15 protein-coding genes and 1 pseudogene are annotated in these 21,089 nt (G+C 68.0%); 9 read left to right on the top strand and 7 right to left on the bottom strand.

From position 1 onward, the window contains the following. Window positions 1-103: 103 nt before the first annotated feature. Together E1H18_RS03880 and E1H18_RS26620 are read left to right on the top strand one after the other, a co-directional pair. Complete coding sequence (locus E1H18_RS03880; RefSeq protein ID WP_172263814.1) at window positions 104-1,009, top strand: AraC family transcriptional regulator; 906 nt, start codon at window positions 104-106, stop codon at window positions 1,007-1,009. A 3-nt stretch (window positions 1,010-1,012) separates the two neighbouring features. Then, window positions 1,013-1,156, top strand: a pseudogene (locus E1H18_RS26620) (hypothetical protein); the annotation flags it as partial. Between the two features lies 1 nt (window position 1,157). On the opposite strand, the gene E1H18_RS03875 reads toward E1H18_RS26620, so the two are convergent. From E1H18_RS03875 to E1H18_RS03860, 4 genes are all read right to left on the bottom strand, one after another. Further along, window positions 1,158-2,276 (bottom strand): hypothetical protein, encoded by a 1,119-nt coding sequence (locus E1H18_RS03875; RefSeq protein ID WP_172263812.1) that lies wholly within the window; start codon window positions 2,274-2,276, stop codon window positions 1,158-1,160. Window positions 2,277-2,368: 92 nt separating this feature from the next. Continuing rightward, on the bottom strand, window positions 2,369-3,610 hold the full coding sequence (locus tag E1H18_RS03870) for a TetR/AcrR family transcriptional regulator (protein ID WP_172263810.1): 1,242 nt from the start codon (window positions 3,608-3,610) through the stop codon (window positions 2,369-2,371). Window positions 3,611-3,719: 109 nt separating this feature from the next. Continuing rightward, the gene (locus E1H18_RS03865) at window positions 3,720-4,889 is read right to left on the bottom strand and encodes a hypothetical protein (RefSeq protein WP_172263808.1); all 1,170 of its coding nucleotides are present in this window, start codon (window positions 4,887-4,889) and stop codon (window positions 3,720-3,722) included. A 2-nt stretch (window positions 4,890-4,891) separates the two neighbouring features. Further along, window positions 4,892-6,292 (bottom strand): MBOAT family protein, encoded by a 1,401-nt coding sequence (locus E1H18_RS03860; protein ID WP_172263806.1) that lies wholly within the window; start codon window positions 6,290-6,292, stop codon window positions 4,892-4,894. A gap of 192 nt (window positions 6,293-6,484) precedes the next feature. Here E1H18_RS03860 and E1H18_RS03855 point away from each other — a divergent pair, with 192 nt between their 5' ends. Beyond that, window positions 6,485-7,423 carry an alpha/beta fold hydrolase gene (locus E1H18_RS03855; RefSeq protein WP_172263804.1) on the top strand — a complete coding sequence of 313 codons (939 nt, stop codon included), beginning with the start codon at window positions 6,485-6,487 and terminating at the stop codon, window positions 7,421-7,423. Between the two features lie 99 nt (window positions 7,424-7,522). Beyond that, window positions 7,523-8,719, top strand: a complete 1,197-nt coding sequence (locus E1H18_RS03850; protein WP_172263802.1) for a Yip1 family protein — start codon at window positions 7,523-7,525, stop codon at window positions 8,717-8,719. A gap of 53 nt (window positions 8,720-8,772) precedes the next feature. Here the strand turns inward: E1H18_RS03850 and E1H18_RS03845 are convergent, their stop codons facing one another. Together E1H18_RS03845 and E1H18_RS03840 are read right to left on the bottom strand one after the other, a co-directional pair. Beyond that, window positions 8,773-10,866 (bottom strand): FG-GAP-like repeat-containing protein, encoded by a 2,094-nt coding sequence (locus tag E1H18_RS03845; RefSeq protein ID WP_172263800.1) that lies wholly within the window; start codon window positions 10,864-10,866, stop codon window positions 8,773-8,775. A gap of 85 nt (window positions 10,867-10,951) precedes the next feature. After that, window positions 10,952-12,892, bottom strand: coding sequence for an ATP-binding protein (locus E1H18_RS03840; protein WP_172263798.1), 1,941 nt, complete (start codon window positions 12,890-12,892; stop codon window positions 10,952-10,954). Window positions 12,893-13,016: 124 nt separating this feature from the next. Here E1H18_RS03840 and E1H18_RS03835 point away from each other — a divergent pair, with 124 nt between their 5' ends. From E1H18_RS03835 to E1H18_RS03815, 5 genes are all read left to right on the top strand, one after another. Then, window positions 13,017-14,243 (top strand): serine hydrolase, encoded by a 1,227-nt coding sequence (locus E1H18_RS03835; protein WP_172263796.1) that lies wholly within the window; start codon window positions 13,017-13,019, stop codon window positions 14,241-14,243. A 434-nt stretch (window positions 14,244-14,677) separates the two neighbouring features. Further along, window positions 14,678-16,768 (top strand): 3-hydroxyacyl-CoA dehydrogenase NAD-binding domain-containing protein, encoded by a 2,091-nt coding sequence (locus E1H18_RS03830; protein ID WP_172263794.1) that lies wholly within the window; start codon window positions 14,678-14,680, stop codon window positions 16,766-16,768. 142 nt (window positions 16,769-16,910) lie between these two features. Then, on the top strand, window positions 16,911-18,443 hold the full coding sequence (locus E1H18_RS03825; RefSeq protein ID WP_172263792.1) for a class I adenylate-forming enzyme family protein: 1,533 nt from the start codon (window positions 16,911-16,913) through the stop codon (window positions 18,441-18,443). 118 nt (window positions 18,444-18,561) lie between these two features. Next, the gene (locus E1H18_RS03820; RefSeq protein WP_172263790.1) at window positions 18,562-19,548 is read left to right on the top strand and encodes a DegT/DnrJ/EryC1/StrS family aminotransferase; all 987 of its coding nucleotides are present in this window, start codon (window positions 18,562-18,564) and stop codon (window positions 19,546-19,548) included. A 34-nt stretch (window positions 19,549-19,582) separates the two neighbouring features. Next, window positions 19,583-20,065 carry a DUF2199 domain-containing protein gene (locus E1H18_RS03815; RefSeq protein ID WP_172263788.1) on the top strand — a complete coding sequence of 161 codons (483 nt, stop codon included), beginning with the start codon at window positions 19,583-19,585 and terminating at the stop codon, window positions 20,063-20,065. Here E1H18_RS03815 and E1H18_RS03810 read toward each other — a convergent pair. Further along, window positions 20,062-21,081 carry an adenosine deaminase gene (locus tag E1H18_RS03810; protein ID WP_172263786.1) on the bottom strand — a complete coding sequence of 340 codons (1,020 nt, stop codon included), beginning with the start codon at window positions 21,079-21,081 and terminating at the stop codon, window positions 20,062-20,064. The genes E1H18_RS03815 and E1H18_RS03810 overlap by 4 nt on opposite strands. Window positions 21,082-21,089: the final 8 nt, after the last annotated feature.

Here is a 21,089-nt window from a genome sequence, read left to right as displayed (position 1 = left end):
CAAGTCTCTTGCACGATCCTGCAAACGGGGTTCCTTCGGGTTTCGTCCGGCGGTGCGCGGGTCTAGAACGATGTGATCCCGAAAGCCTGGAAAAACCAAGCCTTTGACCAGTTCCGCCACCGCCGCCGCCTATGCCGAGATCGCCGACCTGATCACCCGTTACGCCAGGGATGAGGCGACCGACTCCGCGATCGATGGTCTGTTCGTCATCAAGCGTTCGTCGCCCACCATGCCGCTGCACTGCCATCAGTGGCCGTCGTTCTGGCTGGTGGCGCAGGGGCGAAAGTGCGTGAAGGTCGGCGACGAGGAGCTGCATTACGGCGTGGGCGACTGCCTGCTGGTGGCGCTGGACATGCCCGTGACCTCGCGCATCACCCACGCGACCGAAGCCGAGCCGCATCTTTGCGTGGGCGTGGCGATCAATCCCGCCCGCCTGGCCGACCTGATGGGGCGCCTGCCTGAAGCCGCCAGCGCCGCGCCGGATGGCGTGCGCGGCGTGGCGGTCAATCCGGCCTCGCCGGAGCTGCTGGACGCCACCCTGCGCCTGTTGCGGCTGCTGGACCGTCCCCAGGACGTGGCGGCCGTGGCCCCGCTGGTCGAGGAGGAGATCCTCTACCGCCTGCTCAGCGGTCCCCACGGCGCGCGCCTGCTGCACATCGCCGGGGCCGAGGGCCAGGGACGCCGCGTGACCCGCGCCGTGGCCTGGCTGCGCGAGCATTTCGCCCAGCCGCTGCGCATCGAGGCGCTGGCCGAGCAGGTGGGGATGAGCGAGAGCTCGCTGCACCACCACTTCAAGGCTGTCACCAACATGACGCCGATGCAGTACCAGAAGCAGCTGCGGCTCTATGAAGCCCGCCGCCTGATGCTGGCGGGCCTGGACGTCGGCGCGGCCGGTTTCGAGGTCGGCTATCAGAGCCCTTCGCAGTTCAGCCGCGAATATCGTCGTCTGTACGGCCAGCCGCCGGCCAAGGACATCGAAGCGATGCGGACGCCGATGGCGGCGGAGTGAGGGTCGCGAAGCGCCCCCTCCGTCTCGTCGCGTATCCGCGCCGATCCACCTCCCCCGCAGGCGGGGGAGGATGAAGCCGTGTTTTCCTCACCCGTGAAACGGGGGAGGTGGCGCGCGGCGAAGCCGCGTGACGGAGGGGGCGCTTAGGCTAGAGGAAGTCCAGCATGCTCGGCGGTCCCGCCAGTGCGCCGTTGGCGTTGAACAGTTCGGCCAGCTTGTCGCTGGCGGTCTGCAACTCGACCATCTTGGAATAGAGGGCCGGGGTCCAGCCGGTGGCGTCGCGTTCTTCCACCGTCATGCCGGCGTAGCGGGTGATCATCGCCATGCCGAAACCTGCTGAACCCTCGTCGCTCGAGGATTGATAGCCGGCCTTGATCGCGGCGCTGTCGCGCCGACGGATCTCGGCCTTGGCCTTGTTGATCTCGTGGCCGGAGAACTGCTCGTCCTTGTTCAGGGCGATGGCCGACAGCGAGCGGTCGTCGAAGCGGCGGAAATCGATCTCGCCGCTGTCGGCGTCGGTGGCCATGCCGGGCGAGACTGCCAGTTCGTACTGCTTGTCCAGGGCCGCCCGGACGTCCGTGGCGACCTTGCCGAACTCGCGGGTCTTGGCGCCGGCCACGGCGCTGCCGGTCTCGGACATGTAGGCCGCGACCGTGTCATTGGCGATGCCGGCGGGAGCGATGCCCGGGCGGGCGATGGCTTGCTTGCGGCCCTCGACTAGGGCTTCGCGCTGCTGGCTCCAGGCGGCGGTCTCCTTCTCCTCGGGGCCGGCGGCGTCCAGGCGATTGAGGGCGGTCTGGTAGAGGCTGGCATAGTCGCCGGTCAGACGGGCCTGAGCCGCGGGGGCGGCCAGGGTCTGGTCGGCCTGGCTCTTCAGGGCCAGGCTGGCGACGACCTGCTGCTCCATCGGAAATGCGCCGCCCTTGTTGGAGGCGACGGCGTACAGCGTGCGGCGATCCAGGCTGGTCAAGTCGATCGATGGGTCGCCGCCCTTCAGGGCGTCCTTGGTCCCGGCAGCCTTCAGGCGCGCGGTGATCTGGGCCTTGGCCTCGGAGACGACGGTCTCGATGGTGCGGGAGTCGGTCTGGGCCTTCAGCGCCGCCTGGGCCGCGGCCGACAGGGTGACGTTGACCGCCGGCGTGTTGATGGTCGGGCTCTGGTCGCGCGGCGCGCCGTAGCCGGTCGCCTGGTTGGCGCGCTGCGTGGCGGTCTGCCCCGCGGTCAGGCCGGGGGCGTAGGTCGACGAATAGGGATTGATCGTCGTCATGACGCAGGGACTCGAAGCGAATCAGACCCTTACACCGTAGCAGCCGACGATCGCCTTGGGCGCCCTATGGTTAATAGGTCGCAACCTTTGGGCTAGTTCAGCACGCCCGTCAGCAGCGGCTTGGCGAACAGTTCGGCCGCCTCGTCCTGCTGCAGGCCCGGGACCCAGGCGCCCAGCGAGGCCGCCGCGTTCAGCATCGAATTGATCATGTGGGCGGCGATGCTGGGGTCGATCGGGCGGATGGAGCCGTCGGCGATCCCGTCCGAGATGATCGAGGCGAAGCGCTGCCAGCCACGCATGTAGCCGTCGGCCATCTCGCTGCGCAACGGTTCGGGCAGGGCGCCCAGCGACGAGGCGCGCAGCAGCGGTCCGTGCTCGGACAGCTGGTAGCTGCTCAGGCCGGCGGCGGTCGAGACCAGCTGCGTCCAGCAGTCGGCGTCGAGGTCACGCGCGTCCAGCTGCGAGCGGCGGGTGACGGTGAAGGTGCGCTCGAAGCACTCGGCGACCAGGGCGTCCTTGTCCTCGTGGTGGTGGTAGAACGAGCCCTTGGTGACGTTCAGGGCGGCCGAGATCTCCTCGACCGACGCGCCGCGATAGCCGCGCTGATTGATCAGGCGGGTGGCGGCGACCAAGAAGGTCTCGCGGCCGTCCAGCCCCTCGGGCGCCGATCCTTTCTGGGCTTGCGGGGTCGGATCGGGCAGGGCCTGCGGGGCCCAGGTCCGGCCCGTGGCGTGCAGGCCGTTCAGCAGGATGTCGCCCATGCGGTCGCGCACCCGGCCATAGTCCTCGACGTCGTAGCGGCGCAGCCAGCGGCCCGACCAGAACACCTGCTCCATCAGGAGGTGGGCGCGCGCCGTGCGCTGACGCTTGTCCAGGTGGCCCAGCGACGGGTCGTCGAAGAAGGCCCGCACGCGCCGGAACAGATCGGTGAACGCGCCGCCGACGGACTCGCGCAGCGGTTCCTTCAGCGCCTTGACCTCGGCGAAGCTGGTGAGCGGCGTGGCCTCGCCCAGGCGGACGCGGCGGTTGAGGTCGAGATAGAGGTCCAGGAACTTCAGGATGCGCGCGGCGGGCGTGCCCTGCGCCGCGGCCTCGTCGACCATGGCCTCGAAGCGCTCCAGCCCGCGCATGAAGCAGGCGGCGGCCAGGTCGTCCTTCTTGCGATAATAGTAGGTGACGCTGGTGGTGTTCAGGCCCACGGCAGCGGCGACGTCGGCCAGGGTCATGCCGCGCACGCCCTGGCGGTTCAGGATCCCCGTGGCCGCGGCCAGGATGGTCTCCTTCTTGCGGGCGTAACGCGCCGTGGCCGCACCCGCGATCCGACCGTCATCCATCGAACAGAACCCCTGCGGCGCCCGTCGCGCCAATTGGCCGAACGCTCATACCCGATTTAGGCTTTTCGAGGGGCGGCCGAAAGACTCCGCTCTCCAAAATCCTCTTTCCCTACGGCGCGGGATGTTTGGCCATTTCGGCCTCGACGATGGCCAGGAAGCGCTGGCCCAGCTCGCCGCCGGTCGCGGTCTCGACGGCCTCCAGCACGACGATGTCCGAGGTCAGCAGGTCCTGGGTCAGGCCCTCGGCCGGGACCAGGGTCGCGCCGCCCTTGTGATACTCGATCGGCGCCAGGCTGATGTAGCCGTAGTTGCGGGCGTGATGGACCAGCTCGTTCTGGTTCAGGAACAGGGTCAACTGGTCCATGAAGCTGTCATTGACCGCCGTCAGGGTCAGCTTGCCTTCGCCGGGCGCGGCCAGGGGCTGGGGCGTCACGGCCGGGGTCTTCCAGGCGCGCGGCGGGCGGCGCAGGTTCAGCAGGGCCGACAGGTCGCGGTCCGGACCGATCTCGTCAGGCCCCGTCGCCACGCTCCAGGTCAGCTTGGGGATCGACGGGTCCTGGCGGCGCAGGGCGTCGGTCACGGCCTCGCCGGCCAGGGCCACGCCCAGCTGGTTCCAGTGGATGCCGTTGCGGGGGAAGAGCTCGTACTCGACCTTGCCGCGGTGGGATTCCAGCACCGCGCGGGCGTCGACCCAGTGGACGCCGGCCGCATCGAACGCGCTGCGGGCGGCCGGATAGAGGACGTCGCGCTTGGCGGCCGGGCAGGGATAGCTGGCCGGGACCAGGTCGGGCAGCCAGGTCGTCTTCACCGGCGACAGCACATAGACGAACTTCTGCCCGCGGCTGGCGAACCAGTCCTGGGCCTTGCGTACGCGGGCGGCGAAGGCGGGCAGGCTGGCGGGATTGACCGGCGCGATCAGTCCGCAATGGGCCAGGATGTAACTCTCTTCGAACAGTGCGCCCTTGCGGCCGCGGATGATCGAGCCGGACGCCATGTAGGACGTGCCGAAGGTGTTCCACTGCCACTGGTTATAGGCGCGCACGATCTGCGGCCGCGGCGGCAGGCTGGCGGCGACATTGGCTTCGGTCGCCTTCTGGTATTCGCCGCTCCACAGCGACGCCAGCGACAGGGGCGGGCGCTCGGGCGGCAGTTGCATGCCCTGCAGCGGCGCCGGCTCGGGCAGGCGCTTCTTGATCAGGGGCGAGGCGCCCATGAGGCCCAGGCCGGCTGCGACCGACAGGGCCAGGATCCTCGGTGTCCAGGTGAGCAGCGTGCGCATGGTCAGAACCGGAAATAGAGGAAGGGATTGAACGTCGTCGTCAGCGCCTTGGCGATGGCCAGGCCGCCGACGGCGACGATGAAGACGGCGGCGCCGGCGCGGGCGGCGGGGCGGGCGGCGCCGGCTGTGACGAGGCGGCGGACCAGCGGCGTGGCGGCGATCAGCGCGCCGCCCAGGCCGATGACGATGGCGGCTAGCTCATGGCTGCGCAAGGCGACGAAGCGGCCCTCCAGCCCTGGCGAGGCCATGGCGCTCAGCATCGCGCCCAGCTGGGGCAGGTCGTGGGCGCGGAAGATGGTCCAGCCGATGGCGACCAGAAACAGCACCCCGGCCGCGCGCAGCGGCGAGGGCAGTTTCTCGCTCCACTTCCACCAGCTCTGGCGGTCCAGCACCATGAACGCCCCGTGCCAGGCGCCCCACAGCACGAAGGTCCAGGCCGCCCCGTGCCACAGGCCTGACAGGAGGAAGCACAGCCACAGGTTCAGATAGGTCCGCGCCTGGCCGTGCCGGTTGCCGCCCAGCGGGATGTACAGATAGCTGCGGATCCAGGTGGTCAGCGAGATGTGCCAGCGCTTCCAGAACTCGGTGAAGCTGACCGCGCCATAGGGGTGGGCGAAGTTCTCCCGCAGCTTGAAGCCGAACATCCGGGCCAGGCCCAGGGCCATGTCCGAATAGCCGGCGAAGTCGAAATAGATCTGGGCGGTGAAGGCGATCACCCCGATCCAGGCGCCGGCAAAGCCCGGCGTGGCCCCGGCCGGATCGAAGGCGCGGTCCACCACCTGGGCGCAGACGTCGGCGATCAGCACCTTGCGGGCCAGGCCCCACAGGAAGCGCAGGAAGCCCCAGGTCCGGTCGTCCCAGACCTCGGTCTTGGCGTCCTGGCGGTTGCGCAGGGCGTCGTCGATCTCGTGATACTTGATGATCGGGCCGGCCAGCACCTTGGGGAAGAAGAACACGAACAGCAGGTAGTCGCGCAGGGACCGGGCGGTGCGGCTTTCGCCCCGGCGCAGGTCGACCAGATAGGTGATCTTCTCGAAGACGATGAACGACACGCCCAGCGGCAGGGCTAGGTTCAGGTGGGGCAGGGGGCCCAGTACCGGTTCGACCGTGCCGATGAAGAAGTTGGCGTACTTGTAGACGAACAGCAGCAGCAGGTTGGCCGACACGCCCAGCGCCAGCCAGCGGCCGCCCTCGGGGCCAGGCTTCACCACCTTGGGGCCCAGCAGGTAGTCGAACAGCGCCGAGGCCAGCACCACCAGCACCGCGGCCGGCTCGCCCCAGGCATAGAACAGCACGCTGGCGACCAGCAGCGCCGTGTTCTTCAGGACCTTCGGCGCCAGGAAGTACAGCAGCAGCGCCGGCGGCAGTACGAAGAACAGAAACAGCGGCGACGAGAACAGCATACTTCCCCCAAGGCGACGCGCGGTCAGCCTCAACCTGGGCAGGAGGGTTAGCGAGCTTGCCGCCGTTTGAACAGAGGCGTGACCCCGGACGGGTCAGCCGCGTCGATTTCACCGTTCCGGGTAATAAGCGGTTTGACCTTCGCGACGCCTCGGCGGCGTGGTGGCCGCCTCGTAGAGCGTGGAGAGGGCGAGATGGAACGCAGGACCGCATTGATGGCGCTGGCCGCCGCGCCGCTGGGGCTGGCGGCGAGCAAGGTCCAGGCGGTCGTCGCGCCGCCGGGGACGCTGCGGATCAACGGCGCGGACTTGGCCTGCTCGATCACCGGGCCGGAGGACGCCCCGCCGCTGATCGTGCTGCACGGCGGGCGAGGTTTCGGCACGCACGGCGGGGTGTTCGCGGCCTTCAAGCCGCTGGCCGACCAATATCGGGTGATTGGCTTCGACATGCGCGGCCACGGCAAGTCCAGCGTCACGGGGCCGTTCACCTTCGACCAGATGTGCGATGACATCGAACAGCTGCGGCTGACGCAAGGCGGCAGCCGCAAGCTGGTCCTGCACGGCGGCTCGTTCGGCGGCTTCATCGCCCTGGCCTATGCCATGCGCTACCCCGATAGCCTCTCGCACCTGATCCTGCGCGGCACGGCGCCGTCCTATCGCCAGGAGGAGGCGGCGATCGCCAATTTCGAGGCCCGGCGAGCGGCCAAGGCGCCGATGGCCACACGCGAGATGCTGGACAAGCTGTTCAGTCCCAACATCGTCGACGACGAGGAATTCCGGCTGATCATGTTCGCCCTGGCGCCGATGTACCTGCCGGACGGCGAGGCGCCCGACTACAACCGGATCCTGGCCAATTCCCGGCGCGTGGCCTATCGCGCCAAGGTCCACAACGACCTCTATCGGCCCGAGGTCTGGCGCGCGTTCGACGTCACCGAAAGGCTGAAGGACATCAAGGTCCCGACCCTGGTGATCTGCGGCGCCGACGACTGGATCTGCGATCCCGTCCACTCACGGGTCATGGCCGAGCGCATCCCGAAGTCGAAGCTGGTGGTGCTGCCGGGCGTTGATCACGGCGTGCCCGCCGAGATTCTGGAGCGTGAGTCGCGGCTCTTCCTGCAGCAGACCTCAGTATAAGCCGTTGTCGCAAAGGCTTGTTTCGATCTTTCCGAGAACTGTGCCTAGATAGCCGCATCGGGGCGGGCGTTTCTTCTTGCATGGAGCGCGTTCGCGAAAATGGCAGTTGTTGAAGGTGGATCGGCGTCGACCGGTCTTGTGGCGCGGATCAAGGGCATCCTTCTTTCGCCCTCCGCCGAATGGGAACGGATCGAACGGGAGCCCGCCACGATCGGCGGCCTGTTCACGGGCTATGTCTGCATCCTGGCGGCGATCCCGGCGGTGGCCGGCCTGATCGGCGGCCAGCTGTTCGGCGTCGGCATTCCGGGGCTGTCGGTCAAGCCGGGCCTGGGCCTGGGCATCGCCGGCGCGGTCATGGGCTATCTCGGCGCGCTGCTGATGGTCGCCATCCTGGGCTTCATCATTGACGCCCTGGCTCCCAGCTTCGGGGCCGAGAAGAACCGCGTCCAGGCCTTCAAGGTCGCCGCCTATTCCGGCACGGCCGGCTGGGTGGCGGGCGTGCTGCAGATCATGCCGGCGCTGGGCATCGTCGTCCTGCTGGCCAGCCTGTACGGCTGCTACCTGCTTTATCTGGGCCTGCCCCGCGTGATGAAGGCCCCGGCCGAGAAGGCCACCGGCTATGCGGTGGTCACGATCCTGGCGGCCATCGTCGTCTCGATCGTCATCGGGGTGATCACCACCACGGTGATCGGCATGGCCGGCCTGGGCGCCGGTCTCGCCGGCGGCGGCCTGGCGGGCGTGGCCGCGGGCAATGCCGCGGGCGCCTCCGGCACGGTCGAGATCAACGGCCAGAAGGTCGATCTGGGCCAGATGCAGGCCGCCGCCAACCGCGCCGAGCAATTGTCCAAGCAGCCTCAGAAGCCGGTGGCGGTCGACGCCCTCAAGGCCCTGATCCCCGGTGACATGGCCGGCTATACGCGGGCCAATCTCGAGACCAGCTCGACCGGCTCGGGCGACGTCCAGATCGGCGTGGCCAAGGCCGACTACCGGAAGGGCGACTCCTCGTTCCAGCTGGCGGTCACCGACCTTGGTCCCATGGGCGCGATGGCGGCCCTGGCCTCGGGCATGGGCGCGCAGCAGACCCGCGAGACCGACGAAGGCTACGAGAAGGTCTCCACGGTCGATGGACGGCTGGTGTCCGAGGAATGGAACCGCCAGTCCAAGTACGGCAAGTACTCGGTGGTCGTCGCCGACCGCTTCTCGGTCGAGGCCGAGGGCACGGCCGACAGCGTCGACGACCTGAAGCGCGCCGTCGGTGCGGTGAACGCTGGCCGCCTGGAAGCTCTGGCGCGATAGTCGGCAAGGCCCTGGCGAGCGAGCCCACTGGGTCCGCTCGCCAGGGCCGGCCGTCAGCCGCCGAAGATGAAGTCGGCCTTGTAGTAGCCGTTGGCCGGATCCAGGATGTTGACCGCGAACGGGGCCGAGCCGTCGGACAGGTCGGCCAGCCAAGCGTCGTTCGAACGGGCCAGGACGCCCAGGTTCTCAGTCGCCGCCGCCGCCAGGAGAAAGCCGACCATCGCCGCCTTGGTGCCGATTCCCTCGGCCGGATCGCCGCTGAAGCTGGCCAGGAAGTCGACGCGGCCCTCCAGCAACTGGGCGACCTTGGCGTCGTTCGGCGCCTTGCCGAAGATGACGCCGTAGGCCTTTCGCGTCGCTTCGAACAGCGTCAGCGATCCGTACTCCGCCGCGAAGCTGTCCTTGGCCTCGCCGTTGCGGCCCAGGTTCATGGCGAAGTTGATGTAACGGTTGACGGTGTTGAACTTGGCGTAGGCCGCACTGTTGAGATTGGCGGTGTTGGGGCCGTCCGGCGCGACCAGGAAGTCGATGCCGATGACGCTGGGGATCTTGCCGGTGAAGAACTGGTAGCTCATCGTCGCCACCGAAGTCGTGGCGTCGGCTAGGGTCGAGACCGTCGTGACCAGGCCGGCATTGGTCAGGGTCCCCTTGTCGTAGGCCGCGGCGGCGGTCTTCAGGCTGGCGAAGTCGCGCAGCAGCACGTCGTCCAGCCGCAGCACGCTCTGGGCCATCTGAACCAGCTTGACGCCGCCGGCGCTGGTGGCCGCACCAGTCGGGGCGCCCTTGGCGATTTGAACGATGAACTCGACGGTGTCGTCGCTGGTGGCGGTGTTGTCGTAGGTCCCGTTCGGCCCAGGCAGGCCGTTCAGGTGGACCATGTCCAGCTTGCCGTCCCCGTTGATGTCCAGCAGCCAGCCGCCTTCGCCATAGAAGCCGTCGCCGTCGGAAAAGTAGCGAACGTCGGCAGCGACGAACTTGCCGTCGCCGTCGTTCAGCATCAGCGCGGGGCCGATGTCCTTGAGGTAGTCGTAGTTGCCGCTCAGAACCAGATCGAGATCGCCGTCGCCGTCCACGTCACGAACGTCGATGTCGTGTGGGGTGTTGTTGTGCGTCTTGACGTCTTTGGTCAGGGACTGGTCGCCCAGTCGAGTGGCGGTCTCGTCACGGAATGTGCCGTCGGCGTTGGCGATCAGAATCTGAAGGAAGCGACCGGTAAAGCCGGGCTCGACGTTCGGCCCGGAGACGTCGTCGTTGCGGGTATGGGCCAGGATCAGGTCGGCGCGCCCGTCCCCATCGATGTCACCGCTACCGATCGCCTCGACGGAGGTATAGCCGAAATAAAAGTCAGGATGGGGCATGGCCACGCGGTTGGCCAAGGGGAAGTGGCCGGTCTTGTCGTTGTAGACGACGAAACTGCTTTGGTTGATGTGCGTCCGGTCGTTGTCGCGAATTTGGCCCAGGATCAGGTCCAGCCAGCCGTCGCCGTTCAGGTCGATCAGCTCGCCGCGACCGTAGCGCCAATAGTCGCCGGAGCCGCCGCCGAAGATCGTCGTCTTGTCGATCCGACTGGGGTCGACCACGAACTGGCCGTTCCCCTGGTTGATCTGAAAGTGATTGGTGATGTTGTCGGCGCCCGTGCTCTCGACCCAAAGGTCGATGTCGCCGTCGTTGTCGATGTCACCCGCCACGAAGCCCTTTATGGCCAAATCGGCGTCGGTGAAGGTCCCTAGGTAGCTATTCTTGGGCGTATTCAACACGGCGTCGGCAAGCGCCGACGAGGCCGTAAATCCGCCCTTGCCGTCGCCGACCAGCAGGGTGGGCGGATGACCGACGCCCATGCGGAGCGTCCAATCGTAGCGCCCGGCGTCGTAAAGGGCGATGTCCAACTTGCCGTCGCCGTTGAAGTCGGAGGCCTGGGCGAAGGCCCATTCGGCCTTGAGCCCCGTAGGCAGGCCGGCGGCTCCGACCGTATAGCCACCCTTGCCGTCGCTCAACGCCACGGCCAGCGGTTGCTGCGCACCCGAGTTCGACCATGCCAATAGGAAGTCTGTCCAGCCGTCGCCGTTGAAGTCACCGGCGGCGCTGATGCCGGTGAGCTTGCTCCCGTACAGCGTCTTGGTGATCGTGAAGCGGTCGGTCAGCGCCATGAATGAATCCCCCAAGATCGGTTCTGGGGCGGCTTGCACCGGGGGCGATGACGCCGCATCCCCCATATGGGGGATGAGGGGCTCTTCAGGACGCCCGGCGTTTGTCCGGGCGCTCTGTCGTGAGCGCCCGGGCGATGGCCTGGACCAGGGCGGATGGCGACAGCGGCTTGGCGATGGCGCCGTCCATGCCGGCGGCGAGGTAGGCCGCTTGCTGGTGGGCCATGGCGTTGGCGGTCATGGCCAGGATCGGCGCGGCGCCGGCGCGGCCCGGCAGGGCGCGGATGCGGTGGGTCGCCTCGACGCCGTCCATCAGCGGCATCTGGATGTCCATCAGGATCAGGTCGAAGCCCTCGCGGGCGGCGGCCACGCCCTGAACGCCATCGTCGGCGGTGGTGACCCGCGCGCCCAGCGCCTCCAGCATCCGGCCGGCGATCAGGCGGTTGGTGGCGTTGTCCTCGACCACCAGCACCCGCAAGCCGGCGAACAGCGGGCCGTCGTCTTCCTCCGCGGCCTCGGCCGGGGCGGCGCAGGCTTGCGCCTCCACCTCGATCCAGAAGGTCGAGCCCTGTCCCGGCTGGCTCTCGAAACCGACCTCGCCGCCCATCAGTTCGGCCAGCCGCCGGCAGATGGCCAGGCCCAGGCCCGAACCGCCGAACCGGCGGGTGGTCGAGCCGTCGCCTTGCCTGAAGCGCTCGAACAGACCCTGGGCCGCCTCTTCGTCGATGCCCACGCCGGTGTCCTGGATCTCGTAGCGCAGGCGCAGGCGTCCATCCACGCGACGCCCGCTGAGCCGGGCCACGACCCCGCCTTCCAGGGTGAACTTCACGGCGTTGCCCAGCAGGTTGAACAGGGCCTGGCGCAGGCGCAGCGGATCGGCGGCCACCCAGCCCAGGGCGCCGGCCCCTGCCGGAGGAACCTCGATGCGCAGCTCCAGGCCCTTGGCCTGGGCCTGGGGGCGCAGCATGTCGGCCACGCCGCGCAGCAGGTCGGCGGGATCCACCGGCTCGATCGCCAACTCCAGCTTGCCGGCCTCGATCTTCGAGAAGTCGATGATGTCGTTCAGCAGCTCCGACAGCATCTCGCCGCAGCCGAGGGCCTCGTTCAGCAGCCGGCGGCCGTCGTCGGAGAGAGACTCGGTCTTGAGCAGGTGCATGACGCCCAGCACCCCGTTCATCGGCGTGCGGATCTCGTGGCTGACATTGGCCAGGAACTGGCTCTTGGCCTCGGCTGCGGACAGGGCCGCGTCGCGGGCTCGAACCAGCTGGGTGACGTCTTGGCTGATGCCGATGATGTCCCAGGCGTCGGAGCTGCCGCCGCGGACGCCGCGCCACTCGGCGTGCATGTGGGTCCAGGCGTCGACGCCAGGGTCGAAGTGGCGATAGTCGACGGTCACATGTTCGCCCGTCCTCAGGGTGCGGGTGAAGCCTTCCCAGACCTTTTCGCGGTCCTCCGCATGGATGGACTGGGTCATCTCGGCCACGGTCATCACCTTCGCGCCCTTCGGCGTCGACGGTGTCGGCACATCCTGGTCGAAGACGTAGACGCCCTTGCGCGGGTTGAAGCGCCAAGCATAGACGCCGGCGGCGCTGCGCAGCAGCTCGCTGGAGCGTTCGGCCTGCTGGTGGGCGATGCGGCGGGCGCGCTCCTCGCTGAAGTCCTGGATGACGATCAGCAGGCCGTCGCCACCGCCTTCGGTCTTGGGAAGGATCTTCGACTGCGAGCGCACCCACAGCCAGCCGCCGCCCTTGCGGGCCAGGCGGTGCTCGGAGCGGGCATGGCCGACCGTGCGCAGGGCCGCGGCGATGGCGTGGATCACCTCGGTGTCGTGCAGATGGAAGAAGTCGCGGATCGGCCGGCCCAGAGTCTCCTCGGGCGTCCAGCCGGTCGCCTGCGTCCAGGCCGGATTGACCTTCACGATGGCGTCGTCGCGTAGCACCACGAACATGTCGAGGCTGCTCTGGAAGAACCAGTCGGCGGCCTCGGCCTCGATTCCGGATGCGGCGTCTGCGTCCAAGCGCTTGCCCATCCACTCTCCCTCGTTTTCAATCAGGATGCGCAGGATCGGGTAAAGGTTGCGTTTCGACGTAACGTTGAAATCTCGGTTCCTGATCCAAAAGCAAGACAGTCGCAGAACTGGGAGGGATACCGATTTGAGCACGCCGGAAGCCGTAGGCATGTCGTCCGAGCGCCTGGAGCGCATCGAGACCTTCATCCAGGACAAGTATATCGACACCGGGAAATTGCCGTGCGCCCAGGTCCAGGTGTGGCGGCGCGGGCAGCTGGCCTATCAGACGGTGCTGGGCTCGGCCGACATCGAGCGCGGCAAGCCGCTGAAGGCCGACAGCCTGTTTCGCATCTATTCGATGACCAAGCCGGTCACCAGCGTGGCCTTCATGATGCTGGTCGAGGAGGGGCTGGTGGCGCTGGACGATCCGGTGCACCGCTTCATTCCAGCGTGGCGCGACCTGGGCGTGTTCCAGGCCGGCGTGGCCGGGGCGTTCCTGACCGAGCGCACGGCCGAGCCGATGCGGATGATCGATCTGCTGCGCCACACGGCGGGCCTGACCTATGGCTTCCAGCAGCGCACCAATGTCGACGCGGCCTATCGCAAGCTGCGGCTGGACGGCGTCGACAGCGAAGGCGGCCTGCAGACCTTCGTCGACACCCTGGGGACTGTGCCGCTGGAGTTCTCGCCGGGGACGGCCTGGAACTATTCGGTGGCAACCGACGTGTTGGGCTATCTGGTCGAGGCGATCTCGGGCCAGCCGTTCGAGGCTTTCCTGAAGAGCCGGATCTTCGACCCGCTGAAGATGGTCGACACTGGCTTCTTCGTGCCCGAGAGCGAGCGCGCCCGCTTCACCGCCTGCTATACGCTGAACCCGCAGGGCAAGATGGTGCTGCAGGACGATCCGCTGAAGAGCCGCTTCCTGTCCGACCCGGCCGTGAAGTCGGGCGGCGGCGGCCTCGTTTCGACCGCCGCCGACTACATGCGCTTTTGCCGCATGCTGCTGAACGGCGGCGAGCTGGACGGCGTGCGGCTGCTCAGCCCCAAGACCCTCAAGCTGATGACCATGAACCACCTGCCGGGCGGCCAGGAGCTGGTCCAGGCGTCCAAGTCGCTGTTCAGCGAGGCGGTGTTCGAAGGGCTGGGCTTTGGCCTCGGCTTCGCCATGACCATCGATCAGGCCCGGACCAAGAACCTGGGCTCGCTGGGCGAATATTTCTGGGGCGGCATGGCCTCGACCGCCTTCTGGGTCGACCCCGTCGAGGACCTGACGGTGGTGTTCATGACCCAGCTGATGCCGTCGAACGCCTACCCGATCCGGCGCGAGCTGCGGACGCTGGTGTATTCCAGCCTGACGGAAGCGGCGGGGTGACAGAGGCTCCCCCGCGATGCGGGGGAGCCTCTACAGGCCCGCAAAGAAACGGCGCGGAAGGGCCCCTTCCGCGCCGAGTTGCGCTTTACCAAAGTCCGACGCATTGCGGGCAACACGCCGCGCCCGCGGGTTCACCGACTTCGAAACGTCAGGACGCGTGCAAGGCGCATCCAAAGTCCATGATTTTCCGCGAACGCCCTCCCCAGCTCGGATCATTCTTCTCGGATTTCAGGCAAATGCGGCGCGCGGACAGTCGCGGCCTGGCATCGGCATCCACGGACGATCTCGGCTGAAACTACAGTTTCGAACTTGCAGTATGGCAACGGGGCCGTCAACGGCGGGCGCCTGAAAATGGGGCGCCGTCAGGGAGGTCTGGACATCTTCGCCGGACCGTGCAGGCTTCTCTCAAACAATCGTTCAAACGATATCAAAGGGTGGAAGCCGCCATGGCCGCGATCAACGACGTCACCGATCTTACCGTCGAAGGCGACATCGGCGTCGTCACGCTGGACAGCCCGCCCGTCAACGCCCTGTCGGCCAAGGTCCGCGAGGGGCTGAAGGGCGCCTTCGAGGGCGCGATCGCCGATCCGGCCGTGAAGGCCATCGTGCTGATCTGCGCCGGCAAGACCTTCATCGCCGGCGCCGACATCACCGAGTTCGGCAAGGCCATGACCGGCCCGTCGCTGCAAGAGGTGCAGGCGATCATCGAGAACTCGCCCAAGCCGGTCGTCGCGGCGATCCACGGCACGGTGCTGGGCGGCGGCCTGGAGGTGGCGCTGGTGGCGCACTACCGCGTCGCCGTGCCGTCGGCCAAGGCCGGCCTGCCGGAAGTGAACATCGGCCTGCTGCCGGGCGCCGGCGGCACCCAGCGCCTGCCGCGCATCGTCGGCGTCGAGAAGGCGCTGGAGATGGTGACCAGCGGCCAGCACGTGCCGGCCAAGGCCGCGCTGGCCATGGGCCTGTTCGATTCGATCGTCGAGGAAGGCGCGCTGCGGGACGGCGCCATCGCCTTCGCCCGCGTGGTGCTGGCCGAGGACCGGCCGCTGAACAAGGTCCGCGAGCTGAACGACAAGGTCGAGGCCGCCCGCGGCAAGCCCGAGATCTTCGCCGACTTCCGCAAGGCCAACGCCAAGAAGTTCCGCGGCTTCCTGGCCCCGGAAAACAACATCAAGTGCATCGAGGCGGCGGTGAATCTGCCGTTCGAGGAAGGCCTGGCCGAGGAGCGCCGGCTGTTCGTCGAGCTGATGAGCGGCAGCCAGTCGGCCGCCCAGCGCTATGTATTCTTCGCCGAGCGTCAGGCCGCCAAGATCCCGGACGTGCCGGACGACACCCCGCTGATCCCGGTCAAGAAGGTCGGCGTCATCGGCGCCGGCACCATGGGCGGCGGCATCTCGATGAACTTCCTCAACGCCGGCATCCCGGTGACGATCATCGAGGCCAAGCCGGAGAACCTGGAGCGCGGCGTCGGCGTCATTCGCAAGAACTATGAGAACACCGCCAAGAAGGGCCGCCTGACCCAGGACGACGTCGAAAAGCGCATGGGCCTGCTGACGCCGTCGATGAATCTGGAGGACCTGGCCGACTGCGACCTGATCATCGAGGCCGTGTTCGAGCTGATGGAGATCAAGAAGGAGGTCTTCGGCAAGCTGGACAAGATCGCCAAACCCGGCGCGATCCTGGCCTCGAACACCTCGTACCTGGACATCGACGTCATCGCCGCCAGCACCAGCCGGCCCGAGAGCGTGATCGGCCTGCACTTCTTCTCGCCGGCCAATGTCATGCGCCTGCTGGAAATCGTGCGCGGCGAGAAGACCGACAAGTCGGTGATCGCCACCTCGATGCAGATCGGCAAGAAGATCGGCAAGGTCGCGGTGCTGGTCGGCAACTGCCACGGCTTCGTCGGCAACCGCATGCTGGCCCAGCGCCAGCGCGAGGCCCAGAAGCTGATCCTGGAAGGCGCCATGCCCTGGGACGTCGACCGGGTGCTGTACGACTTCGGCCTGCCGATGGGGCCGTTCGCCATGAGCGACCTGGCCGGCCTCGACATCGGCTGGGACCCGGCCAAGACCTCGTCCTCGACCGTGCGGGAGGTCCTCTGCGAGATGGACCGTCGCGGCCAGAAGAACGGCAAGGGCTTCTACGACTACGACGAGAACCGCAACGCCAAGCCGTCGGCCGAGGTCGAGGGCGTGATCCGCGACTTCGCCGAGAAGCGCCAGATCCAGCGCCGCGAGATCAGCGACCAGGAGATCCTGGAGCGCTGCCTCTATCCGATGGTCAACGAGGGCGCGAAGATCCTGGAAGAGGGCAAGGCCATCCGGGCGTCCGACATCGATATCGTCTGGATCAACGGCTACGGCTGGCCGGTCTATCGCGGTGGCCCGATGTTCTGGGGCGAGCTGGTGGGCCTCGACAAGATCCTGGCCAAGATGAAGGAATTCCACGAGACCCTGGGCGACGACTTCAAGCCGTCGGCGCTGCTGGAGCGACTGGTCGCCGAGGGCAAGGGGTTCAAGGACGCCTGAGGGCGGCTTCTTCCTGAATTGTCATCCCGGACAAGCGTGTAGCGCGCAGATCCGGGACCGCCGGAAGCGCTGAGCCTTCTGCGGTCCCGGCTCTCCGCTGCGCTCCGGCCGGGATGACAGGATTTGTTGTTTGGAGTCTCCCATGACCACCATCGCCGCCATGATGTCCGCCGACTACGGCACGCTGGGCGACATCCTCCGCGTCCGCGCGCAGGAAGGCCCCAACCATCCGGCGATCGTCATGGAGACCGGCGAGGAGGTGAGCTACGCTCAGTTTGACGCCCTGGCCGACCGCGTCGCCGCCGCCCTGCAGCGGGACGGGATCGCGCCGGGCGAGGCCGTCGCCGTCTGCGCCCTGTCGTCCATTCCGTACACGGCGCTGTTCCTGGGCGCCCTGCGCGCCGGTGTCGCCGTCGCGCCGATCGCGCCGTCCTCGACGCCCGAGGCCATCGCCGGCATGGTCTCCGACTGCGGCGCACGGCTGTTCTTCCTCGACGCCGGCGTCGCGCAGGCCCAGCAGCCCGCGCCGATCGCCGTCCGCCAGATCGACCTGGACCGCGAGTTCGACGCCTGGCTGGCGCCTGAGGACGCTACGCCACGCCCGGTCGCGATCGCTCCCGACCAGCCGTTCAACATCATCTATTCCAGCGGCACGACCGGCACGCCCAAGGGCATCGTCCAGTCGCACGGCATGCGCTGGAAGCACGTGTTTCGCGGCGACGCGGTCGGCTACGGCCCCGAGGCCGTCACGGTGCTGTCGACGCCGCTCTATTCGAACACCACCCTGGTCTGCTTCTTCCCCACCCTGGCCGGCGGCGGGACCGTGGTGCTGATGAGGAAGTTCGACGCCGGCAGGTATCTGGAGCTGGCCCAGAAGCACCGCATGACCCACACCATGCTGGTGCCGGTGCAGTACCGCCGCCTGATGGAGCGGCCCGACTTTTCCGACTACGACCTGTCGTCCACCCACCTGAAGTTCTGCACCAGCGCGCCGTTCGCAGCCGAACTGAAGAGCGAGGTGCTGCAGCGCTGGCCCGGCGGCCTGGTCGAGTATTTCGGCATGACCGAGGGCGGCGGCACCTGCATCCTCATCGCCCACGAGCATCCCGACAAGTTGCACACGGTGGGCCGCCCGGCGCCCGGCCATGACATCCGCCTGATCGACGAGGACGGCGTCCAGGTCGGTCCGGGCGTGGTCGGCGAGATCGTCGGCCGCTCGGGCGCGACCATGAACGGCTATCACGGCCGCCCGGACAAGACCGCCGAAGCGATCTGGACCTCGCCAGAGGGCTGGACCTTCATCCGCACCGGGGACGTGGGGCGCTTCGACGAGGAAGGGTTCCTGACCCTGATGGACCGCAAGAAGGACATGGTCATCTCCGGCGGCTTCAACATCTATCCGTCCGACCTCGAGGCGGTGCTGGTCCAACATCCGGCCGTGCTGGAGGCGGCGGTGGTCGGCGTGCCGTCGAAAGAGTGGGGCGAGACCCCGGTCGCCTTTGTCGCCCTGAAGGGGGCGGGGGAAGCCGCCGACATCAAGGCCTTCGTCAACGGCCAGGTCGGCAAGACCCAGCGGCTGGCCGACGTACAGATCGTCGACAGCCTGCCGCGCAGCCACATCGGCAAGGTTCTGAAGCGCGAGCTGCGCGACAGCTGGCAGATTCCGCCTAGCTAAAGGACGTTTTTGCCGCGTCGGCGCGCCACATTAGGCCAGATGGAATCAGCGAATACGGTTGCTTAACCATATGGTGCGGCCATGCAGGTCGCCCGGTTCGTCGTGGAATGCGCCTGATATGCTCCCGAAGCTTGCCGCTGCTGATCAGAACATCTTCCTGCAAGGGAAGGCCTTCGTCCGGGCTTCGGGCGCGCCGATCGATTTCGATGCGGTCGCCGAGGCCCTGGGCTTCACGGGTCACGTCGCGAATCTCGAAAGCCGTCTGGCCGCCCGCTTCGCCCGTCCGGTCGCCGTCCGCGCGTTTGCGGATCGCGTCGAGGCCACGGCCGCGGCGCTGAAAGCCCTGGGCGTGCGCGAGGGCGGCGTCTGCGTCGTCTCGGCCCTGGCCGATCCCGAGACCCTGGCCGGCGTCGCCGCCGCGGGGCTGAAGGCCTGGCTGGTCGACGTCGATCCGTTCAGCGCCATGTTCGACACCGGCCACCTGCGCGAACGCCTGCCCGACGCGCCGGGGGCTCTGGAAGCCATCGTTCCTGCGGCCGCTCATGGCCGCGCGCCCGACATGCGCGCCTGGGCCGCCTTCCGCGCCGAGACCGGGCTGCCGATCCTGATCGACGCCGCCGGCGCCTTCGACGTGATGATCGAGGCCCCGGTGCCGGTTCTGGTCGGCCTGCCGGGCGGGGAGGGCGTGTTCGTCGCCTGCGAGGACGCCGCCACCATCAACGACATCGAGGCTGCGCCCTTCGCCGGCGAGGACGGCCTCGCCGCCTGGCCGGGCCTGCGCCAGCGCCTGTGCGGCACCGCCCAACAACTGCGCGTGCTGCTGCTGGACAGCGGGGTCGGCTTCCAGCCGGGCTGGGGCATGAGCTGGATCTCGCCAACCTGCGCGCTGAGCCTGCCGACCGACGACGCCGGCGCTGTCGCCTGGAAGCTGCAAGACGCGGGCGTCCAGGCCAGCTGCGCCGTCCGCGACCGCTCGCTGGCCGCCGACGACACGCCGACCGCCGACCACCTGGCCGCCTCGACCGTGGTGATCACGCTCGATCCCAACCTGGACATCGAAGCCCTGGACCGCCTGTGCGACGCCCTGCGCGAGGCTGTGGGCTAGAGCCGGCTCGCGACTTGGCCTAGAGCTCTGGGCCATGGCTGAAGAGTTTCATCACGAAGGCTTGTCGCGGGACTGGGGCTTCACCCTGCCGGACGAGGTCTGGGCGATCCCCGAAGACGAGCGCGACGCCCAGGCGCGTTATAGCGACGACCTGTGCCAGTGGGGCGACCGCTTCTTCATTCGCTGCATCCTGCCGGTGCCGCTGAAGGGGGAAGACGACTATTTCGGCTGGGGCGCGTGGGCCGAGGTCGAGGCCGAGGCGTTCGAGCGCTATCTCGACCTCTATGACGAAGACGGCCGCGAGGAGCCGCCGTTGCCGGGCAAGCTGGCCAACCGGCTTGCGCCCTATCCCGGCGTGTCGCTGGGCACCCGGCTTTTCATCCAGCTACAGACGCCGGACGAACGCGCGACCCTGATCCTTCCCGAAGGCGACAAGAGCCGGCTGGCCCAGGAACAGCGCGACGGCATCGACGCCGCGCGCCACCACGAGATCCTGGGCGTCCTCCACGCGTCCTAGTTCGCCGCCGCGTAGGCCTCGACCTGGGCCACGCGCTCGGCCTTTTCGGCGTCGCTGAGGAACGAGCCCGTGAAGCTGTTCTTGGCCAGGGTGACGATCTCGTCGCGGGTCAGGCCCACGGCGTCAGCGGTGGCCAGGTAGTTCTCCAGCAGGTAGCCGCCGAAATAGGCCGGGTCGTCAGAGTTGACGGTGGCCTTCAGGCCCAGGGCCAGCATCTTCTTCAGCGGGTGGACGTCCAGGCTGGGCACGCCGCACAGCTTCAGGTTCGACAGCGGACAGACCGTCAGGGTGATGCCTTCGTCGACCAGGCGCTGGGTCAGGGCCTCGTCTTCCAGGGCGCGGTTGCCGTGGTCGATGCGGTCGACCTTCACCAGGTCGAGGGCTTCCCAAACATAGGCCGGCGGGCCTTCCTCGCCGGCGTGGGCCACGACCTTGAGGCCGAGGTCACGGGCGGCCTGCATGACGCGGGCGAACTTGGCCGGCGGGTGGCCGACCTCCGAGCTGTCCAGGCCCACGCCCGCCAGCGAGCCGAGCCAGGGCTTGGCCTGCTCCAGGGTCGCAAAAGCGCTCTCTTCCGACAGGTGGCGCAGGAAGCAGAGGATCAGCTTGCTGGTCACGCCCAGCGTCTTCTCGGCCTCGTCCATGCCGGCCAGCAGGCCCTTGATCGCCGTGTCGAAGGCGACGCCGCGGTCGGTGTGGGTCTGCGGGTCGTAGAAGATCTCGGCGTGCGTGCCGCCATCGGCCGCCAGGCGCTTGAAATAGGCCAGCGCCAGGTCCTTGAAGTCGGCCTCGGTGATCAGCACCCCGGCGCCCTGGTAATAGATGTCCAGGAAGTCCTGCAGGTTCGAGAAGTCGTAGGCCGCTCGGATCTCGTCCACCGACTTGAAGGGCAGGGCGACGCCGTTGCGCGCGGCCAGCTCGAACATCAGCTCGGGCTCGAGGCTGCCCTCGATGTGCATGTGCAGCTCGGCCTTGGGCAGGCCGCGGACGAAGGTGGAGAAGGCGGTGTCGGTCATGGGGGCTT

The organism is Caulobacter sp. RHG1 (assembly GCF_013181195.1).
GTDB lineage: Bacteria > Pseudomonadota > Alphaproteobacteria > Caulobacterales > Caulobacteraceae > Caulobacter.
The sequence above is the reverse complement of the archived record's forward strand: the minus strand, read 5'-3'. Positions and strand labels throughout refer to the sequence as shown.

Excerpts from the sequence above, each read along its gene's own strand:
- E1H18_RS03875 (WP_172263812.1), bottom strand. The coding sequence starts at position 2,276 with ATGACGACGATCAATCCCTATTCGTCGACCTACGCCCCCGGCCTGACC.
- E1H18_RS03870 (WP_172263810.1), bottom strand. The coding sequence starts at position 3,610 with ATGGATGACGGTCGGATCGCGGGTGCGGCCACGGCGCGTTACGCCCGC.
- E1H18_RS03865 (WP_172263808.1), bottom strand. The coding sequence starts at position 4,889 with ATGCGCACGCTGCTCACCTGGACACCGAGGATCCTGGCCCTGTCGGTC.
- E1H18_RS03860 (WP_172263806.1), bottom strand. The coding sequence starts at position 6,292 with ATGCTGTTCTCGTCGCCGCTGTTTCTGTTCTTCGTACTGCCGCCGGCG.
- E1H18_RS03855 (WP_172263804.1), top strand. The coding sequence starts at position 6,485 with ATGGAACGCAGGACCGCATTGATGGCGCTGGCCGCCGCGCCGCTGGGG.
- E1H18_RS03850 (WP_172263802.1), top strand. The coding sequence starts at position 7,523 with ATGGCAGTTGTTGAAGGTGGATCGGCGTCGACCGGTCTTGTGGCGCGG.
- E1H18_RS03845 (WP_172263800.1), bottom strand. The coding sequence starts at position 10,866 with ATGGCGCTGACCGACCGCTTCACGATCACCAAGACGCTGTACGGGAGC.
- E1H18_RS03840 (WP_172263798.1), bottom strand. The coding sequence starts at position 12,892 with ATGGGCAAGCGCTTGGACGCAGACGCCGCATCCGGAATCGAGGCCGAG.
- E1H18_RS03825 (WP_172263792.1), top strand. The coding sequence starts at position 16,911 with ATGACCACCATCGCCGCCATGATGTCCGCCGACTACGGCACGCTGGGC.
- E1H18_RS03820 (WP_172263790.1), top strand. The coding sequence starts at position 18,562 with ATGCTCCCGAAGCTTGCCGCTGCTGATCAGAACATCTTCCTGCAAGGG.
- E1H18_RS03815 (WP_172263788.1), top strand. The coding sequence starts at position 19,583 with ATGGCTGAAGAGTTTCATCACGAAGGCTTGTCGCGGGACTGGGGCTTC.
- E1H18_RS03810 (WP_172263786.1), bottom strand. The coding sequence starts at position 21,081 with ATGACCGACACCGCCTTCTCCACCTTCGTCCGCGGCCTGCCCAAGGCC.